Consider the following 17,297-nt stretch of genomic DNA (forward strand, 5'->3'; position numbering starts at 1 on the left):
CAAACACGCATGTTCTCAACTCACCTTAAAGCGACCCGAATGGCCGCTGCGCTCGCAAAAGGCAGCAAGGCCACAGCCCCCAGTGTAATGCCCGCCTGCATGGCCAGAGGTGTGCCGACCAGAAAGCCCCCTGCGCCACGCCGCACCACCTCGGCCCCGAAGATCAGGGTCGGAATATAGAGCGGCAGGACCAGCAGGCTCATCAGCAGCCCCCCGCGTTTCAGCCCCACGGTCAGCGCCGCGCCAAACGACCCGATAAAGGACAGCGCCGGCGTGCCGATAAACAGCGTCACGATCATCCAGCGGTAGGCCGAGCTCTCCAGATGCAGCAGAAAACCGAGCGCAGGAGCCGCGATCACCAGAGGCAGCCCCGTGGTGATCCAATGCGCCAGCGCCTTGACCGCGACAACGCCTTCCAAAGGGATCGGTGCCGTGGCCAGCAGGTCCAGCGAGCCGTCTTCAAAATCCAATGCGAAAATCCGGTCCAGTGACAACAGACAGGCCAGCAACGCCCCGACCCAAAGGATGCCTGGCGCAATCGCGCTGAGCATGTCGCCTTCGGGGCCAACGCCAAAGGGCACCAGTGTCACAAGGATCAGAAAGAACCCGAGGCCAAGGCCGAAGCCCCCGCCGGAGCGAAACGCCAGAGTGATGTCACGCCACAGCAGCCGGATCATAGGAACGCCTCGTCAAAATCGTCACGCACCACATCCATGCGGGCCTTGTAAGGGCCGACATCAAAAACACGTTCCTCGAACCCGAGGTCAATATGGGTCGCAATCACCGCCGCACCGCCAGCTGCCACATGGGCTTTGACCGCCGAGGCAAACAGCGCCACAGAGGCCGCGTCCAGCGACACGGTCGGCTCGTCAAGCACCCAGACCGGACGCCCCGTCACCATCAGCCGCGCAAGGCCCAGCCGCCGCTTCTGCCCCGCCGACAGGTTGCCCGCCGGACGGTCACGCAGCGCGTCGAGGTTGAAATGCAAAAGCGCCTCTGCAATCTCCTGCCCGCCGTAGACCCCTGCCCAAAAGGCGAGGTTCTCCGCCACGCTCAGGGTCGCCTTCAAGCCGTCCGCATGGGCCGCATAGGCCACCGTGTCCGGCTCCACCGAGACCACACCAGCATAGGGCGGTTGCAGCCCTGCAAGCGTGCGCAGCAGCGTGGTCTTGCCGGACCCGTTCGGCCCGCGCAGGACAAGCACCTCACCAGAGGAGACGGAAAAATCCAGCCCCTCCAGCACAGGCATCCCGCCACGCGAGACGGTCAGGTCTTTTACAGAAATCAAACTCATGTGGCCCTGTTTATAGCGATTCTAGAATTTTGATCTGACACGGATCAAACCGGAAGCATTGCCACCGCGACACGTCGCCCTTCCGAGGCCAAAACATTATAGGTCCGCGCCGCTGTCGGCGTAGCCATCGGCTCAAGCCCGATCTCGGCGGCCTCCAGCGCCTCGCGGAACGCTTTCGGCAGATGGGTCATCTCCGGCCCCGTGCCGATCACGATAATGTCGATCAACTCGCGCAGTTCGACCAGCGTGTCCACATCCGCATAGCCGCACCACGGCAGGACCTTTTCGCCACAGACCAGCATCGCCCCTTCATAGGCTTTGCCGCCGATCCGGAACATATTCGGTCCGTAGCCATCAACGGGCACTGCGTCTTCGAAGGGCATTTCATTGAATTGCATGGGGTCTCGCCTCCTCGGTCCCGAATCGCGAAAAGGCCCGCGTCGCAGGCCTTTCCTTTGTGCTTAAAATACTCTTGCGCAGCCGCGCGTCAAACCGCGCTGCCGTCGGTCTGGATACCCTTGGCCGGCTCTTTCTTGTCCCAGTCCCGTTTGACACCGAACCACAAGAGCACGGTCGAGGCCACAAAAACCGAAGACCACGTCCCGACCACTACGCCCAAGGTCATGGCAAAGACGAACCCGCGGATCACATCGCCGCCCAGCACCAACAGCGCGATCAGCGCGATCAGCGTAGTACCGGAGGTCATGACCGTGCGCGACAGCGTCTCGTTGATCGACATGTTCAACACCTGCGCAAGGTCGAGCTTCTTGTATCGACGCAGGTTTTCGCGCACGCGGTCAAACACCACAACCGTATCGTTGAGCGAGTAGCCCACGATGGTCAGAAGCGCGGCGATGATCGTGAGGTCGAACTGGATACCGAAGAGCGCGAATATCCCGATGGTGATCGCAACATCGTGGACCAGTGCCACCACGGCCCCGACCGCGAACTGCCACTCAAAACGCAGCCAGATGTAGAACAGCACAGCAGCAATGGCAGCGGCCACGGCCTCCACAGCGGTCCAGATCAGCTCACCCGACACTTTCGGCCCCACGGAGTCCACCGAGGGGAAGGTGATTGAGGGGTCAACCTCTTGCAGCGCCTTCTCGACCAGTTGCACGGTTTCCGGCGCGATCGCCTCCACATCCTCCTGGGCCTGAATGCGGACCATGGCGACGTGCTGGTTTTCGTCGAAATTCGGATCGAACACTTCTGTGATCGACACATCGCCCAGATCCAGTTTCTCCAGAGCCGCACGATAGTCGCCCACGTCCACGGCGCTTTCGGATTGTGTCCGAATCGTCGTGCCGCCTTTGAAGTCGATGCCGAAATTCAGTCCCATCGCAAAGAAGGCCACAACCGCCGCCACAACCAGTGCGCCAGAGAAGCCAAAGGTGAATTTCCGGCTTTTGAAGAAATCAAATGTGGTGTCGGACGGCACGAGATTCACGCCATTGAGCGTCCAGCCCTTGCGGTTTTTGCGCCCATACCACGCCACAACCATGGCGCGGGTCACATAGATCGCGGTGAAGACCGAAGTGATCAGCCCCAAGGCCAGCGTCACGGCAAAGCCCTTGACCGGACCGGAGCCCATAACAAAGAGGATCGCCGCCGTGATAAACGTGGTGATGTTGGCGTCGATAATGGCCGACAGCGCCTTTTCATAGCCAAGCTCGATGGCGCGTCCGACGGATTTGGAGTTTTTCAACTCCTCCCGGATACGCTCGAAAATCAGCACATTGGCGTCCACAGCCATCCCCACGGTCAACACGATCCCAGCAATCCCCGGTAGGGTCAGCGTCGCCCCGATCGCGGATAACAGACCAAACAGAAGCGCCACGTTGATGATGAGGGCAATATTGGCAAACATGCCAAACAGGCTGTAGGCCGCACCCATGAAGACCAACACGGCAACAAAGGCGACTGTGGTGGCAATCCGGCCCGCTTCGATACTGTCCGCCCCGAGCTCCGGCCCGATGGTCCGTTCTTCGAGGAAGTTGATCTTGGCAGGCAAGGCCCCCGCACGCAGCAACACGGCCAGTTCGGTCGATTCCTCGACGGTGAAGGATCCGGTGATCTGGCCGGAGCCGCCACGGATCGCGTCCTGAATGCGCGGCGCGGAGATGACCTCGTCATCAAGAACAATCGCAAACAGCGCACCGACATTGGCGGCAGTATATTCGCCGAACTTGCGCGCGCCCGTGGGGTTGAAGCGGAAGGTCACAGAGGGCCGACCGTTCTGGTCAAAGGCGGGCTGGCTGTCTGTCAGCTCGTCGCCGGAAACCACGGCGGTTTGTTCGAGAATGTAATAGACGCCCGGCTCGTTGATCGACGGCGCGATAAAATTGCGCGCGCCGGGGTTTTCGTCCGGATTCGTCGTGCGGCCCACAACAGGGTTAAAGGTCAGCTGCGCGGTGGTCCCGATCAGCGACTTCAACTCGGCGGCGGAACCGATCCCCGGAACCTGAATGAGAATGCGATTCTCGCCCTGACGCTGGATCGTCGGCTCGCGTGTGCCCACTTCGTCCACACGGCGGCGGATGATCTCCAAAGACTGCTGCATCGTGCGATCGTCGGTCGCGGCTTTCTCCGCCTCGGAGAGTTGCACGGTGATCACATCACCGGTGGCCGAAACGTCGATATCCTTTTCACCCGCAGAGGTCAGAGACACGACAGATGTGCCAAGCGCACGCACGGCAGCCAGCGCGGTTTCCATGCCCTCGGGATTGGAAATCCGCACCCGAAGCTGCCCGTCAGGCGCATCAAGACGGCGGATCGTGCCCACTGTGTCGCGCTCGTCACGCAGCGCATCGCGCACCTCCGGCCAATAGGCATCCATGCGCGAGGCATAGACCTCGGCCACGTCCACCTCGCCCAGAAGATGCGCGCCGCCGCGCAGGTCCAGCCCCAGATTCACCAGAGAGGACGGCAGGAAAGACGGCCATGCGTCACGAGCCGCAGCGCGCTCCGGCGTCTCACCGGCCTTCTCGATGGCAGCGATCGCATCGTTGTGCCCCTCGACACGAGGGTAAAAAGCGTTGGGGAGCGCGGCCAGAAGGCCAAGGGCCACAAGGCCCCAAATGACGATCCGTTTCCAAAGAGGCATTTGCAACATGAGCAGGTCCTGAGACGTCTTGAAAGGGAAAGGCCCGCATCAAAGCGGGCCTTGGAAGTATCAGAGCGGGCGCTTACGCGTCCGCGGCTGGTTCGGTTTTCGACACGACACTGGCAAGCGTCGCTTTTTGCACTTTGACTTTCACGCCATCTGCAATCTCGACATCGACGAAACCATCTTCACGCACCTTGGCAACCTTGCCCATGATGCCGCCTGCGGTCACGACCTCGTCACCACGGCGCACGGCTTCAATCATCGCACGATGCTCTTTCATCTTCTTTTGCTGAGGACGGATCATCAGGAAATACATGATCGCAAAGATCAGGATCAGCGGCAGGAATTGCATGATCGGGTTGCCAGCGGCACCTCCGGCGGCCTGCGCATAGGCGGGGGTCACGAACATCTGTTGGTCCTTTATTGTCAAACGGGGAGGCCCCTCGCCACCCCTTGAAGTCGCCGCGCACCCTATAGCGGGCTTTGCCCCTTGTCCAGCAAACGGGCTGCGCTTTCACGGCACTGTTAGCGCTGTCTGTTTCCTCTCACAAAAACCGCCCGCCGCGCTCGATCACTTCGATCTTGTAACCGTCGGGATCGGTGATGAAAAAGAACTTCGCCACGCGGGTGCCGGCAGGCGCGAAATCGACGATTTTACCGGGCGCAAGCCCTACTGCCTCCATCCGCGCATGTTCGGCCTCCAGATCCTCCACCGACACCGCGAAGTGCCCGTAGCCGTTGCCCAGATCATAGGGCTCGGTCGTGCCCTTGTTGATGGTCAGCTCTAGCTCGAACGCCGAGAGCGGGTTCGACATATAGATCAGTGTGAAATCGGGGAAGTCGAGCTTGTCGGCCACGGTGAGACCAAAGGCCGTCTCGTAAAACGCGACAGAGCGCGCCTCGTCTAGCACACGGATACAGGAATGAATGGCTTTGGCTGGCATGGAGTCCTCGTTGTCTTCGTTTCCTGTTACATGTGACCAACAGGCGCCAAGGGCAAGAGCACACGGGAGATTAACCGAAATCCCCCTTCCCTCCACTCTTTCCCTGTTGCATAACCTCGCCCAAACCAACCAACCGAGGACCAGACCGATGCATGACATCAAGGCCATTCGCGAAAATCCCGAAGCGTTCGACGCTGCCATGAGCCGCCGCGGCTTGTCCGGGGTCTCCTCCGAAGTCCTCGCCATCGATGCTGCCCGCCGCGCCAAGATCGGTGCCGCCGAAGATGCCAAGGCCGAACAGAACAAAGCCTCCAAACTCGTGGGCGCGGCCAAGGCCAAAGGGGACGAGGCGGAATTCGAACGCCTGCGTGCGCTGGTTGCCGACAAAAAGGCCGAGGTTGCCCGCCTTAACGACGAGGCCAAGGAAGAAGACGCGCGGCTCACAGAGCTTCTGATGTCGCTGCCCAATGTCATGTATGACGACGTGCCCGAAGGCGCGAGCGAAGATGACAATGTCGAGATCCACCGCTGGGGCACGCCCGCGCGTTTCGATTTCACACCGAAAGAGCATTACGAGATCGAAGGCGTCAAAGCCGGCATGGATTTCGAAACGGCGGCGAAAATCTCCGGTGCGCGGTTCGTGATCCTCTCGGGCGCTGTGGCACGCATCCATCGGGCGCTGGCACAGTTCATGATCGACACCCATGTGGACAATCACGGGCTGACCGAAACCATGACTCCCGTTCTGGTGCGCGAAGAAATGCTCTACGGCACAGGGCAGCTTCCGAAATTCGGGGAGGACAGCTACAAGACAACCGACGGCTGGTGGCTCATCCCGACCGCGGAGGTGACGCTGACCAACATCGTCAACAATGTCACCGTGGATGAAGACACCCTGCCCCGCCGCTATGTGGCCGACACGCAGTGTTTCCGCTCCGAAGCGGGCAGCGCGGGCCGTGACACCTCCGGCATGTTGCGCCAGCACCAGTTTGAAAAAGTCGAAATGGTCTCCATCACCCGCCCCGACCAGAGCGAGGCCGAACACGCCCGCATGACCACGCAGGCACAAAACATTCTCGAAGCCCTGAACCTGCCCTATCGCACGGTGAACCTTTGCTCCGGCGACATCGGCTTTGGCGCGAAACGCACCCATGACATCGAGGTCTGGCTGCCCGGTCAGGACAAATATCGCGAGATTTCCTCGGTCTCCACCTGTGGCGATTTTCAGGCCCGCCGCATGAACGCGCGCTTCAAACCCAAAGAGGGCGGCAAGCCGGAATTCGTGCATACGCTCAACGGGTCGGGCCTTGCGGTCGGGCGCTGCCTCATTGCAGTGCTGGAAAACGGCCAGAACGCGGATGGCTCCGTCACCCTGCCCGAGGCACTCTCGCCCTATTTGCGCGGCAAGCTGACACTCACAGCCGAAGGCACATTGGCCTGATCTCCTTTGTTGCCATAAATACTCAAAAGAACGGCGCCCTTTACGGCGCCGTTTTTCGGTCTAGCTTGGGGGTATGGACAGAAATCGCATGACCGCCAGCCTTCACCTCCTTGCCGCCTTGGCGTTTGCCATCGCGGGGCCACTTCTGGCGCCGGATTTTCGGGGGTATGATCCCGATGCCTTTCCGATTCCGCAGGGCAATGCTCCTGTAGGTCCGGCGGGCTATGCCTTTTCCATCTGGGGCGTGATCTACCTCTGGCTCATCATCTCTGCCGCCATCGGGCTGTTCAAACGCCATGACGCAGAAGATTGGGCCCCGATGCGCCCGCCCCTGATCCTCGCGCTGGCCATTGGCACACCGTGGCTCACCGTCGCCACGATGAACCCTGTTGTCGCCACAGTGATGATCTTCATGATGCTGGCCCTCGCCATTGTCGCCATGACCCGCGCGCCCGTTCTGGACCCGTGGCTGGCCCGTGCGCCCGTGGCCCTGTTGGCAGGCTGGCTTACCGCCGCCTCCTTTGCCTCGCTGGGCTATATCGGTGCAGGTTACGGGATTGTTTTCGGCGCTGTGGGCTGGGCCTATCTCTGCATTGCGGGCGCACTGGCCGTAACGCTTTACGGGTGCCATCTGCGCCCTGACGCCCCGCTGTTCCCTCTGGGCACCGCTTGGGCGCTCGTCGCCATTGTGGTGAAAAACTGGGGCACGGAATGGGGCGTTGCGGCACTGGCCGGACTGGGCGCAGTGGTGTTGACCGCCCTCGCCCTCAAGGCCGTTATCAGACCCCGCACAACCGCCTGATCACGGATTCGTTCTCGCGCACCATGCGCACCCCGTCCGCGATGGCCCTGTCGGCCTCGTAGAAATCCAGCACGGTCATATCGGTGAGATCCGCAGACAAGAGCACCTGCGGAGGCTCTCCGGCCATGCGGGCCCGCCGGATATGTTCGGTCATGATGTTGATCGATGCGGCCAGCACATCGATATATCCCGGCGCGGGCGGAACCCCGCCGCCGTTGCCATTGCCTCTCGGCCACAGCCCCTTGAGCGCCTCCGGCAAGCGCTCCTGAAGGCTCAGGAAACCGCCGCTCTGGTCGCCATTCTGATCGTCATGCCCCACCTCGGGGGCGCGCCAGAATGTGCTGTCCAGCTTGGCATTGGGGTTCACGGCAATCACCACATCCGCCCCCATCGCGCGGGCAAGGGACACGGGCACGGGATTAACCATCCCGCCATCGAGCAACCAAGTGCCCTCGTGATACAGCGGTGAAATAATACCCGGCAAAGCCACAGAGGCACGCACGGCCATATTGAGCGGCCCGTCTTGCAACCAGACCTCGCGCCCGCTTTCCATATCCGTGGCCACAGCGGCAAAGGGACGGTCAAGATCGCTGATGGCCTTCGGCAGTTCAAGGCGGTCGAGCAGTGTCATGATTTCGCGGCCCTGCACCAGCCCGCCATGGGAGAACCGAAGATCCAACATCGCAAGGAAAGACCGGCGGGTCAGCGCCCGCACCCACTCTTCCAGCGGATCAAGTCGCCCGCCCGCATAGGCGGCCCCGACCAAAGCGCCCATAGAGCAGCCCGCGATCACATCGGGGCGGATGCCCATCTCCTCCAGCGTCCGCAAGACGCCGATATGGCAATACCCGCGCGCACCGCCCGACCCCAAAGCCAATCCGATTTTTGGACGTCTGGACATGCGCATCTCCTCCGGTGTGAATCGTCAGTCGCGGGCCTTTCGGGCGACTCGCACGACATCTTGGGACAAAACCCGTGTCGTGGTCAAAAGATCTTGCTGCGACATCCAGTCCACATCCGCCGCGTCATCGGCGGCGACCGGCTCGCCGGACACATAGTGACAAAGGACCGCCATCAGCAGGAAATGATGCGTAACCTCGTTGCCCTCGCGCTGGATCAGTTCGACATGATCGATCACCGCGCCTGCCGTGGCCTGCACTCCGGTCTCCTCGGCCAGTTCGCGCACCGCGGCCTCGGCCAGTGTTTCACCCAGTTCCACATGTCCCCCCGGAAACCCCCAAGTGCCGCGTGAGGGCGCCTTGCCGCGTTGGACCATGAGGAATTTCCCGTCGCGCTCGCACACCGCAAGCACGGCCAGCTTCGGCCTGCGGCTCATTCCGCCGCGTTCCTTTGTGCGGCTTTTTCCAGCATCGGTTTGAGATAGCGCCCCGTATGTGAGGCGGGGACTTCGGCCACCTCTTCGGGCGTGCCACACGCTACGATCTGACCGCCGCCGTCACCGCCCTCGGGACCGATGTCGATGATATGGTCGGCGGTTTTGATCACGTCGAGATTGTGTTCGATCACGATCATCGAATTGCCCTGATCCACCAGTTCGTGCAGCACTTCGAGCAGCTTTTTCACATCCTCGAAATGCAGCCCCGTGGTCGGCTCGTCCAGAATGTAAAGCGTGCGCCCCGTGGAGCGTTTGGCCAGCTCTTTCGAGAGCTTCACCCGCTGCGCCTCGCCACCCGAAAGCGTCGTGGCCTGTTGCCCGACCTTGATATAGCCAAGCCCCACACGCATCAGCGCATCCATCTTTTCACGGATGCTCGGCACCGCCTTGAAAAACTCCTGCGCATCTTCGACCGTCATATCAAGAACGTCGGCTATGCTTTTACCTTTAAACTGAATTTCCAGAGTTTCACGATTGTAGCGCTTGCCCTTACAGGTCTCGCATTCGACATAGACATCGGGCAGGAAGTGCATCTCGATCTTGATCACACCATCGCCCTGACAGGCCTCGCAACGCCCGCCTTTGACGTTGAAGGAAAACCGCCCCGGCTTGTAACCACGCGCTTTGGATTCCGGCAGTCCGGCAAACCATTCGCGGATCGGCGTGAAAGCCCCAGTGTAGGTCGCGGGGTTGGAGCGCGGGGTGCGCCCGATGGGGCGTTGATCGATGTCGATCACCTTATCGAGATGCTCGAACCCCTTGATGGTTTCGCATGGCGCTGGGGTCGCCCGCGCCCCGTTCAACCGGCTCGCCGCAGTCTTGTAAAGCGTCTCAATGGTGAGTGTGGATTTCCCCCCGCCGGAGACGCCGGAGACACAGATGAACTTGCCCAGCGGGAAGTCGGCAGTGACCTCCTTGAGGTTGTTGCCCGTGGCCTTCACCACGGTGAGCTTTTTGCCGTTGCCCTTGCGCCGCTCGCTCGGCACCGGAATCTCGCGGGAGCCCGACAGGTATTGACCGGTGAGCGAAGCCGCGTCGCGTTCGATCTCTTCCGGCGTGCCTCTGGCCACCACCGCCCCGCCATGCACCCCCGCGCCCGGCCCCATGTCAAAGACATAGTCCGCCTCGCGGATCATGTCCTCGTCATGCTCGACCACGATCACTGTGTTGCCCTGATCGCGCAGGTTCTTGAGCGTGCCGATCAGCCGGTCGTTGTCGCGCTGGTGCAGACCGATGGAGGGTTCGTCGAGCACATAGAGCACGCCCTGAAGGCCGGAGCCGATTTGCGAGGCCAGACGTATCCGCTGGCTCTCCCCGCCCGAAAGCGTGCCCGCATTGCGGCTCATCGTCAGATATTCCAGCCCCACGTTATTCAGGAAGCCAAGACGTTCGCGGATTTCCTTCACGATGGCACGGGCGATTTCCTGTTTCTGAGGCGAAAGGCTGTCCATTACACCGTCAACCCACTGGAAAGACTCCTTGATGGATTTCTGGACCACCTGCCCGATATGCAGCAAGCCGCCCTCGGCAGAGCCGATCTTCACCGCCAGAGCCTCTTCGCGCAGGCGGTAGCCGTGGCAATGTCCGCAGGGACGGTTGTTCTGATAGCGCTCGAATTCTTCGCGCACCCAGTTGCTGTCCGTTTCGCGGTAGCGGCGCTCCATATTGGGGATCACCCCTTCGAAGCTGCGCGTCACTTCATAAACCCGTCCACCGTCGTCATAGCGGAACTTGATCTCCTCGTCGCCCGAGCCATAGAGGAACATCTGCTGCACCTTGGCGGGCAGTTTCTTCCACGGGGTCGAGGGCTTGAACCCGTAATGTTTCGCCAGCGCCTCGATGGTTTGCAGGAAATAGGGCATCTTGCCCTTGCGCCACGGCGCGATGGCCCCGTCCGCCACTTTCAGCGTGGCATCGGGCACCACGAGGCGTTCGTCGAAAAACAGCTCGACCCCCAGCCCGTCACAATGCGGACAGGCCCCGAAAGGCGCGTTGAAGGAAAAGAGCCGCGGTTCGATCTCCGGAATGGTGAAACCGGAGACGGGACAGGCGAAATTCTCGGAGAATGTGAAACGCTCCGGCGCGGCATCATCGCGCGGCACGGTTTCCAGAATGGCAATCCCGTCGGCCAGATCAAGCGCGGTGCGCAAACTGTCCGCCAGCCGTGTTTCCAAGCCCTCACGCACCACGATCCGGTCCACTACCACGTCGATATTATGGCGGAATTTCTTGTCCAGCGTGGGCGGCTCGTCGAGGTCATAGAACTCCCCGTCAACCTTCACCCGCTGGAACCCCTGTTTGCGCAGGTCGAGAAATTCCTTGCGATATTCGCCTTTACGATCACGCACGATGGGGGCCAGAAGATAGGCGCGTGTGCCCTCCTCCATCCGCATGGTGATGTCCACCATGTCCTGCACCTGCTGCGCCTCGATCGGCTCTCCGGTTGCAGGGCTGTAGGGCGTCCCCGCACGCGCGAACAGCAGGCGCAGGTAATCGTAAATCTCGGTGACCGTCCCCACGGTGGAGCGCGGGTTTTTCGAGGTAGTCTTCTGTTCGATGGAAATGGCGGGCGAAAGGCCGGAGATGTGATCCACATCGGGCTTGCCCATCATATCGAGGAACTGGCGCGCATAGGCCGACAGGCTTTCCACATAGCGGCGCTGGCCCTCGGCATAGATCGTATCAAAGGCCAGAGAGGACTTGCCCGAACCGGACAGCCCCGTGATCACCACAAGCTCGTCACGCGGAATATCCACGTCCACGTTTTTGAGATTATGCTCGCGCGCACCGCGCACTTCGATCGATTTCAACTCGGCCATGGCCCCACCTGCTCATCGTGTCTGCTTCCTATCTAGTGGAGCTTCGGAGGTCTTCCAACAAGAAAGTGAGAACATAGAGGGAACACACCGCTTGCCTGTCGCTTTTTTCACCATGAAGCACGCCACCGCGCGCCCTGCCCGCTCTGGGTGATTTCATCACAGACGCCCGAACGACGCAGGTCTAGAAGTGGACCAACTATAAATGACTGCAAAATGTAGATTGAAATGTTTGGATTGTTTGGTGGCGGCGCTCCGAAAATCTCCGTAGACGAGGTGAAAGACGGGATGTCGAAGGGCACTGTGGTGCTGGTGGACCTGCGCGACCAGATGGAGCTACATATGTCCGGCACTGCCAAAGGAGCGCTGCATGTGCCGTTGCAGGAGCTCAAGGTGAAATGCGATCCGAACTCTCCCGCCTGTCTGCCGGAATTCAAAGACATCACCACCACGAAAGTGCTCTATTGCGCCTCGGGCGCGCGCTCGTCAGGCGGGGTGCGGTTGCTGAAATCCTTGGGACACAAGGATGTGCAAAATCTCGGCGGCTTGCATGACTGGATTTCCGGCGGCGGCGAGCTACGCAACGTCTAACTCCGACCGCACAAAGAAAAAACGGCCCCGCAAGGCCGCTTCTGTCATTCTGCCACTTCGGTCACAGTGCCTTCGAGCTTCGCCCCGTCGGAGCGCGTGGCCGTATTGGCGGAGGCCTCGTCCGGCCCCATGTAGAGCGCACGACGCGCCGTGATCCGCGCGGCGATAAAGCGCATGAATTCGGTCACACGCGGCACATGGCGCAGGTCGGGATGGGTCAGCACCCAGATCGGAACGTGATCCGACAGGGGCAGCCCCGGCACACGCACAAGCCCCGGATCGCAAGAGCCCAAAAGATGCGAAGACCGCACCATGCCCATGCCTTGACGCGCCAGAGACATGGCCGAGACCATATCATCGGTCTTGATCGCGGCCCGCACCGGCGGCAGGTCCGAAAACAGCCCCGCAGGAGTCGCGGCAAACCATGTGGAAAAGGCGATATAGGGCAGCGCGTTTTCCGTGTCGCGCCCTTCGATCACATCAAGATAGCGTTCGACAAATTCCGGCGAGGCAAACCAGCCCGCCCGCTGTGGCGTCACCATCCGGCCCCAAAGGCTTTCCTCCGGCGACTGGGTGACACGAAGGGCCACATCCGCCTCACGCCTGTGCAGGTTCAAAATCTCTGTGGCCCCCAGAAGATGCACATCGATCCCCGGATGCAAGGCTTTGAATTCCTTGATGTCTTCGGCAAAGTGATCTTCCGCCATCAAGGGCGGAATGGTCACTTTCAGCTCGCCTTCCTCGGTCTCGTCGCGTGCCGCCAAAGCCATGTCGAGCGCCACCATACGGGCTTCGACCTCTTCAGCATGGGCAATCGCCACCTGACCGGCTTCCGTCGGTTGAAGCCCCGAGGCAAGGCGGGTGAAAAAACGAACACCGGCGGCATCTTCGGCCTTAGCCAACTGCCGCGATACGGTCGCGTGATTCACGCCAAGCACACGCGCCGCGCCCGAAAGCCCGCCTTCGCGTGCAACTGCGAGAATATAGCGAAGAGAATCCCAATCTGTCATGCGCGTCAGAATACATGACCTACATTTATGCACAAGAGGGGCGCAATTTTATATCACCCATCACGCATGGTGATGACCGGCCGGAAATTCCTCTCCGGCCAGCCATCTGATCGCTCAAATATGCAGCGCGCGCCCGTAGGCGGCGAGCACGGATTCGTGCATCATTTCCGACATGGTCGGATGCGGGAAGACCGTGTTCATCAGCTCTTCTTCCGTGGTCTCAAGCGTGCGCCCGATCACATAGCCCTGAATCATCTCCGTCACTTCCGCGCCCACCATATGCGCGCCCAGAAGTTCGCCGGTCTTGGCGTCAAAGATGGTTTTCACCAGACCCTCGGCCTCGCCCATCGCGACGGCCTTGCCATTGCCGATAAAGGGGAACTTGCCGACCTTGATCTCGTAGCCCGCCTCTTTCGCCTTGTCTTCGGTCAGACCGACAGAAGCGACCTGCGGATGGCAGTAGGTGCAGCCCGCGATGGAATTGGGTTTGATCGGATGCGGTTTCTGGCCTGCGATCAACTCGGCAACCATGACACCTTCGTGCGACGCCTTGTGGGCCAGCCAAGGTGCGCCCGCGATGTCGCCAATGGCAAAGATGCCCTCGACGCCGGTGCGGCAATATTCATCCGTCACCACATGGGTGCGGTCGATTTTCACGCCCATTTCCTCAAGCCCGATGCCCTCGACATTGCCGACGATGCCGACTGCGGAAATCACCGTGTCAAACTCTTCGGTCGTGACCTTGCCGCCCGCTTCGAAATGCGCCGTGACCTTACCTTTCGCGCGGTCGAGTTTCTTCACCGTGGTCTTTTGCAGAATTTTCATGCCCTGCTTTTCGAACTGCTTCTTGGCGAAGGCGGAAATGTCCTTGTCCTCGACGGGCAGCACACGGTCCATCACTTCGACCACGGTCGTATCCGCGCCCAAAGTGTTGTAGAAGCTGGCAAATTCAATGCCGATCGCGCCGGAGCCGATGACCAGAAGTTTCTTCGGCATCCGCGTCGGCACGAGCGCATGGCGGTAGGTCCAGACCAGATCGCCATCGGCCTCCAGACCCGGCAATTCGCGGGCACGCGCGCCGGTGGCAACGATGATGTTCTTGGCGGTAAGCGTCTCTTCGCCCTTCTCCGTCTTGACCACGACCTTGCCTTTGGCGGCGATCTTGGCCTCGCCCATGATCGCGGTCACCTTGTTCTTTTTGAACAGGCCTTTGATCCCGCCGTTCATCTGCGCCGCGACCCCGCGCGAACGTTTGACGATGGCATCCAGATCAAAGGACGCCCCCTCGACCGACAGGCCGAATTCCTTGGCGCGGTGCATCTGGTGATAGATCTCCGCCGAGCGCAGCAGAGCCTTTGTCGGAATACAGCCCCAGTTCAGGCAAATCCCGCCAAGATTTTCGCGCTCCACACAGGCCACTTTCAGCCCAAGTTGCGCCGCACGAATGGCGGCCACATACCCGCCCGGGCCAGCGCCGATCACGACGAGATCGAAAGATGTGTCAGACATGGAGGGTCCTCCCGAAACCAAAATTTAGAGCGTCTCGCGCAAAGCCTGTCTCACAGGTTTTCGGGAAACGCAGAGCAACATAGTCATCTCGCTGCCTTCCCCGATCAACCTGTTGCCAAGCCAATCGCAAAAGACGTTAGTTTGACACTAAACTATCCGGGAAATCGGAGCAATGAAGCTCTGCGTATTGTGAATGAAAGGCTGCCTCCCGCCCAACGCATAGCTTGGGCGGGAAATGCATATCACATTATTTCTGGTTTGAGGCCAGAGACTTAGGCCGCAACGAGTTGAAGTTCGCGCAGAAGCGTCGCATAGCCGCCATCCTTCAGGAACCGTGTTTCACTCTGCGTGGTAACGCGGTTAAGCGCCGCATTGCGATAAGGAAAGCGCCCGAAGAGGCGAATGACTTCGCGATGCGCCTGCGCGTGCAGCAGGCTGTTTTCCGCGCCTTTCATCCGCTCGCACATCAGACGCACACAGCGTTCCTGATCCGAGAGATTCTCGCTGTGCATCATCGGCAGATAGAAGAACTGACGTGCAGGCGCATCAATCCGCAGATCCCAGCCCTTGTCCACCGCCGCTTTCGCAGCCGCCAAAGCCGCATGATCGGAGGTAAAGGCCTCGGCCTCGCCACGGAACATATTGCGCGACATCTGGTCGTTGAGAATGATATAGGCCAGCGCGCCCGACGGATACGTCAGCCAGAGCGAATAGGCCCCCCGCTGCGCCTTTTGCCATGTCGGGAGAAAGGCGTCGCGAATGCGCTGGTCCAGCGCCTCGTCCGCCACATACCATTGGGAGGGCTCCAGCTCGTCAAGCCAGAAGGCCAGAATGTCCTCGGGGGTCTTCTCGACAGCTTGATTCATCTGCTCTTGCGCCATCTCTCATGCTCCTTTTGGCGGCGGTCTTTACAGAAGCGTTACAAAAGCCACAAGACCACGCAAGGAAATTATTTGGGACGCAAGGTCACTTTTCTGATTGTTGCCGGTTTGCCGCATCTTCCGAGATATCACCGGACGTATCAATCGCTTCGTCCGTAGCCTTGCGCTGCGCCTCGGCTGCCGCCTCGTCCAGCGCGTCCTGCACGGCTTCTGCTTCCGCCTCAGCTTCGGCTTCGGCTTCAGCCTCTGCCTCTTCGGCCATCTCGATTGCCATTTCCTGCGCGACCTCGGCCACAACCGGCGTGGTCGATGGCAGAACCGCAACATAGGCAGAGGTATCATCCACATGGAGAGGCGCACGCCGCGTCATCCGCCACAGGGCGTAGACCGCCACACCGCCCATCAGAAAGACCTGAAAGACCCAATAGCCATAAGGCCCGATCAGCCCCATGAGATAACCGGCGATCAGCGGCCCGCCCACGGCCCCGACCCCGTTGATAAAGATCAGCCCGCCCGAAGAGGCGGCCATATCTTCGGGTTCGAGATAGTCGTTGGTGTGTGCAATGAGCAGGGAATAGAGCGGACTCGCCATGCCGCCCGCGACAAAGCCCACCATCAGCACCAGCGTATAACTTTGCGCGAACAGGGCTCCGGCGACACAGGCCACACTGCCGACAGCAGCCACACCGCAGATCACAATGCGCCGGTCGGTGCGGTCGGACATCCAGCCAATCGGCACCTGACAGACCAAAGCACCAATATAGATCGCGGCGACAAAGGCAGAAATCTGCCCCAGCGAGAACCCTGCCAGCCCGCCATAGACTGCCGCCATCGCCATTTGCGAGGCAAAGACCCCACCCAGAAGGAACATGCCAACGCAGCCCAAGGGCGAGATCTCGAACAGGGCCTTGAGGCTCAGCGGCTTCGATGTCTCGAAAGCGGGTGTGGGAGAGATCGACAGAAGGATCGGCGCGAAGGAAATCGACACAAGTACCGAAGGAATGATGAAGAGGACAAAGCCCGACGGATCACCTTGCGACAGGATCCACTGGGAAATGATGATGCCCAGCGTCTGCACCAACATATATGCCGACAGAAGCTTGCCGCGCTGGTCGTTGGTGGTCGAATTGTTGAGCCAGCTTTCCGCCGTCACATAAACGCCGGAAAAACAGAACCCCAAAACGACCCGCAGCCCCGTCCAGACCCACGGATCGGCCACGACGGGGAACAGGATGAGGGCGGCCGAGATAAACGAGGCAAAGGCCGCAAAGACCCGCACATGGCCTACCCGCCGGATCAGGCGTGGCGTGGCCTGTGACCCTCCCAGAAACCCCGCAAAGTAGCCGGACATGACGATGGAAATTTCGAGGGTCGAAAACCCTTCGGCCACACCGCGCACACCCAGAAGCGTGCCCTGCAAACCGTTGCCGATCATCAGGAAAAGAATGCCGAGAAGCAGCGGCGCGGAAGAGGTGAGCACTTTATTCATGGCGGTGACCCTATG

General features: G+C 60.5%; 16 protein-coding genes. 3 read left to right on the forward strand and 13 right to left on the reverse strand.

Translation table 11 applies throughout. From position 1 onward, the window contains the following. Positions 1-20: 20 nt before the first annotated feature. From ccmB to KO492_RS14270, 6 genes are all read right to left on the reverse strand, one after another. Positions 21-677: a heme exporter protein CcmB gene (gene ccmB / locus KO492_RS14245; RefSeq protein WP_216045561.1), complete on the reverse strand. Its 657-nt coding sequence runs from the start codon at positions 675-677 to the stop codon at positions 21-23. Next, complete coding sequence (gene ccmA, locus KO492_RS14250; RefSeq protein WP_216045562.1) at positions 674-1,294, reverse strand: heme ABC exporter ATP-binding protein CcmA; 621 nt, start codon at positions 1,292-1,294, stop codon at positions 674-676. Before ccmA ends, ccmB begins: the two co-directional genes overlap by 4 nt. Before the next feature lie 44 nt (positions 1,295-1,338). Beyond that, positions 1,339-1,692 (reverse strand): Mth938-like domain-containing protein, encoded by a 354-nt coding sequence (locus KO492_RS14255; RefSeq protein ID WP_216045563.1) that lies wholly within the window; start codon positions 1,690-1,692, stop codon positions 1,339-1,341. An 89-nt stretch (positions 1,693-1,781) separates the two neighbouring features. Beyond that, positions 1,782-4,409: a protein translocase subunit SecD gene (secD, locus tag KO492_RS14260; RefSeq protein ID WP_216045564.1), complete on the reverse strand. Its 2,628-nt coding sequence runs from the start codon at positions 4,407-4,409 to the stop codon at positions 1,782-1,784. Positions 4,410-4,482: 73 nt separating this feature from the next. Beyond that, complete coding sequence (gene yajC / locus KO492_RS14265) at positions 4,483-4,812, reverse strand: preprotein translocase subunit YajC (protein ID WP_066607513.1); 330 nt, start codon at positions 4,810-4,812, stop codon at positions 4,483-4,485. Positions 4,813-4,948: 136 nt separating this feature from the next. Further along, positions 4,949-5,347 carry a VOC family protein gene (locus KO492_RS14270; RefSeq protein WP_216045565.1) on the reverse strand — a complete coding sequence of 133 codons (399 nt, stop codon included), beginning with the start codon at positions 5,345-5,347 and terminating at the stop codon, positions 4,949-4,951. Between the two features lie 148 nt (positions 5,348-5,495). Here KO492_RS14270 and serS point away from each other — a divergent pair, with 148 nt between their 5' ends. Next, positions 5,496-6,788, forward strand: a complete 1,293-nt coding sequence (serS, locus tag KO492_RS14275; protein WP_216045566.1) for a serine--tRNA ligase — start codon at positions 5,496-5,498, stop codon at positions 6,786-6,788. 88 nt (positions 6,789-6,876) lie between these two features. Further along, a complete protein-coding gene (locus tag KO492_RS14280; RefSeq protein WP_216045567.1) occupies positions 6,877-7,590 on the forward strand; it encodes a hypothetical protein in 714 nt (237 codons plus the stop codon). Here KO492_RS14280 and KO492_RS14285 read toward each other — a convergent pair. Genes KO492_RS14285 through uvrA form a run of 3 tightly spaced genes read right to left on the reverse strand, consistent with a single transcriptional unit; the run spans position 7,568 to position 11,805 of the window. After that, positions 7,568-8,491 (reverse strand): patatin-like phospholipase family protein, encoded by a 924-nt coding sequence (locus KO492_RS14285; RefSeq protein ID WP_216045568.1) that lies wholly within the window; start codon positions 8,489-8,491, stop codon positions 7,568-7,570. The genes KO492_RS14280 and KO492_RS14285 overlap by 23 nt on opposite strands. Positions 8,492-8,515: 24 nt before the next feature. Then, entirely contained in the window at positions 8,516-8,926 is a 411-nt protein-coding gene (locus tag KO492_RS14290; RefSeq protein WP_216045569.1) for an NUDIX hydrolase, read from the reverse strand. After that, positions 8,923-11,805, reverse strand: a complete 2,883-nt coding sequence (gene uvrA, locus KO492_RS14295) for an excinuclease ABC subunit UvrA (RefSeq protein WP_216045570.1) — start codon at positions 11,803-11,805, stop codon at positions 8,923-8,925. Before uvrA ends, KO492_RS14290 begins: the two co-directional genes overlap by 4 nt. 225 nt (positions 11,806-12,030) lie before the next feature. On the opposite strand from uvrA, the gene KO492_RS14300 reads away from it, so the two are divergent. Further along, on the forward strand, positions 12,031-12,393 hold the full coding sequence (locus tag KO492_RS14300; protein WP_216045571.1) for a rhodanese-like domain-containing protein: 363 nt from the start codon (positions 12,031-12,033) through the stop codon (positions 12,391-12,393). Between the two features lie 44 nt (positions 12,394-12,437). Here the strand turns inward: KO492_RS14300 and KO492_RS14305 are convergent, their stop codons facing one another. The 4 genes from KO492_RS14305 to KO492_RS14320 form a co-directional block, all read right to left on the reverse strand. Further along, positions 12,438-13,403: a LysR family transcriptional regulator gene (locus KO492_RS14305; protein WP_216045572.1), complete on the reverse strand. Its 966-nt coding sequence runs from the start codon at positions 13,401-13,403 to the stop codon at positions 12,438-12,440. A gap of 114 nt (positions 13,404-13,517) precedes the next feature. Continuing rightward, positions 13,518-14,912, reverse strand: a complete 1,395-nt coding sequence (gene lpdA, locus KO492_RS14310) for a dihydrolipoyl dehydrogenase (RefSeq protein WP_111481324.1) — start codon at positions 14,910-14,912, stop codon at positions 13,518-13,520. Positions 14,913-15,184: 272 nt separating this feature from the next. Continuing rightward, a complete protein-coding gene (locus KO492_RS14315; RefSeq protein ID WP_216045573.1) occupies positions 15,185-15,793 on the reverse strand; it encodes a DUF924 family protein in 609 nt (202 codons plus the stop codon). A gap of 85 nt (positions 15,794-15,878) precedes the next feature. Next, the gene (locus KO492_RS14320; protein ID WP_216045574.1) at positions 15,879-17,282 is read right to left on the reverse strand and encodes an MFS transporter; all 1,404 of its coding nucleotides are present in this window, start codon (positions 17,280-17,282) and stop codon (positions 15,879-15,881) included. Between the last annotated feature and the right edge of the window lie 15 nt (positions 17,283-17,297).

Origin of the sequence: Celeribacter halophilus, assembly GCF_018860305.1 — a bacterium.
Classification (GTDB): domain Bacteria; phylum Pseudomonadota; class Alphaproteobacteria; order Rhodobacterales; family Rhodobacteraceae; genus Celeribacter; species Celeribacter halophilus_A.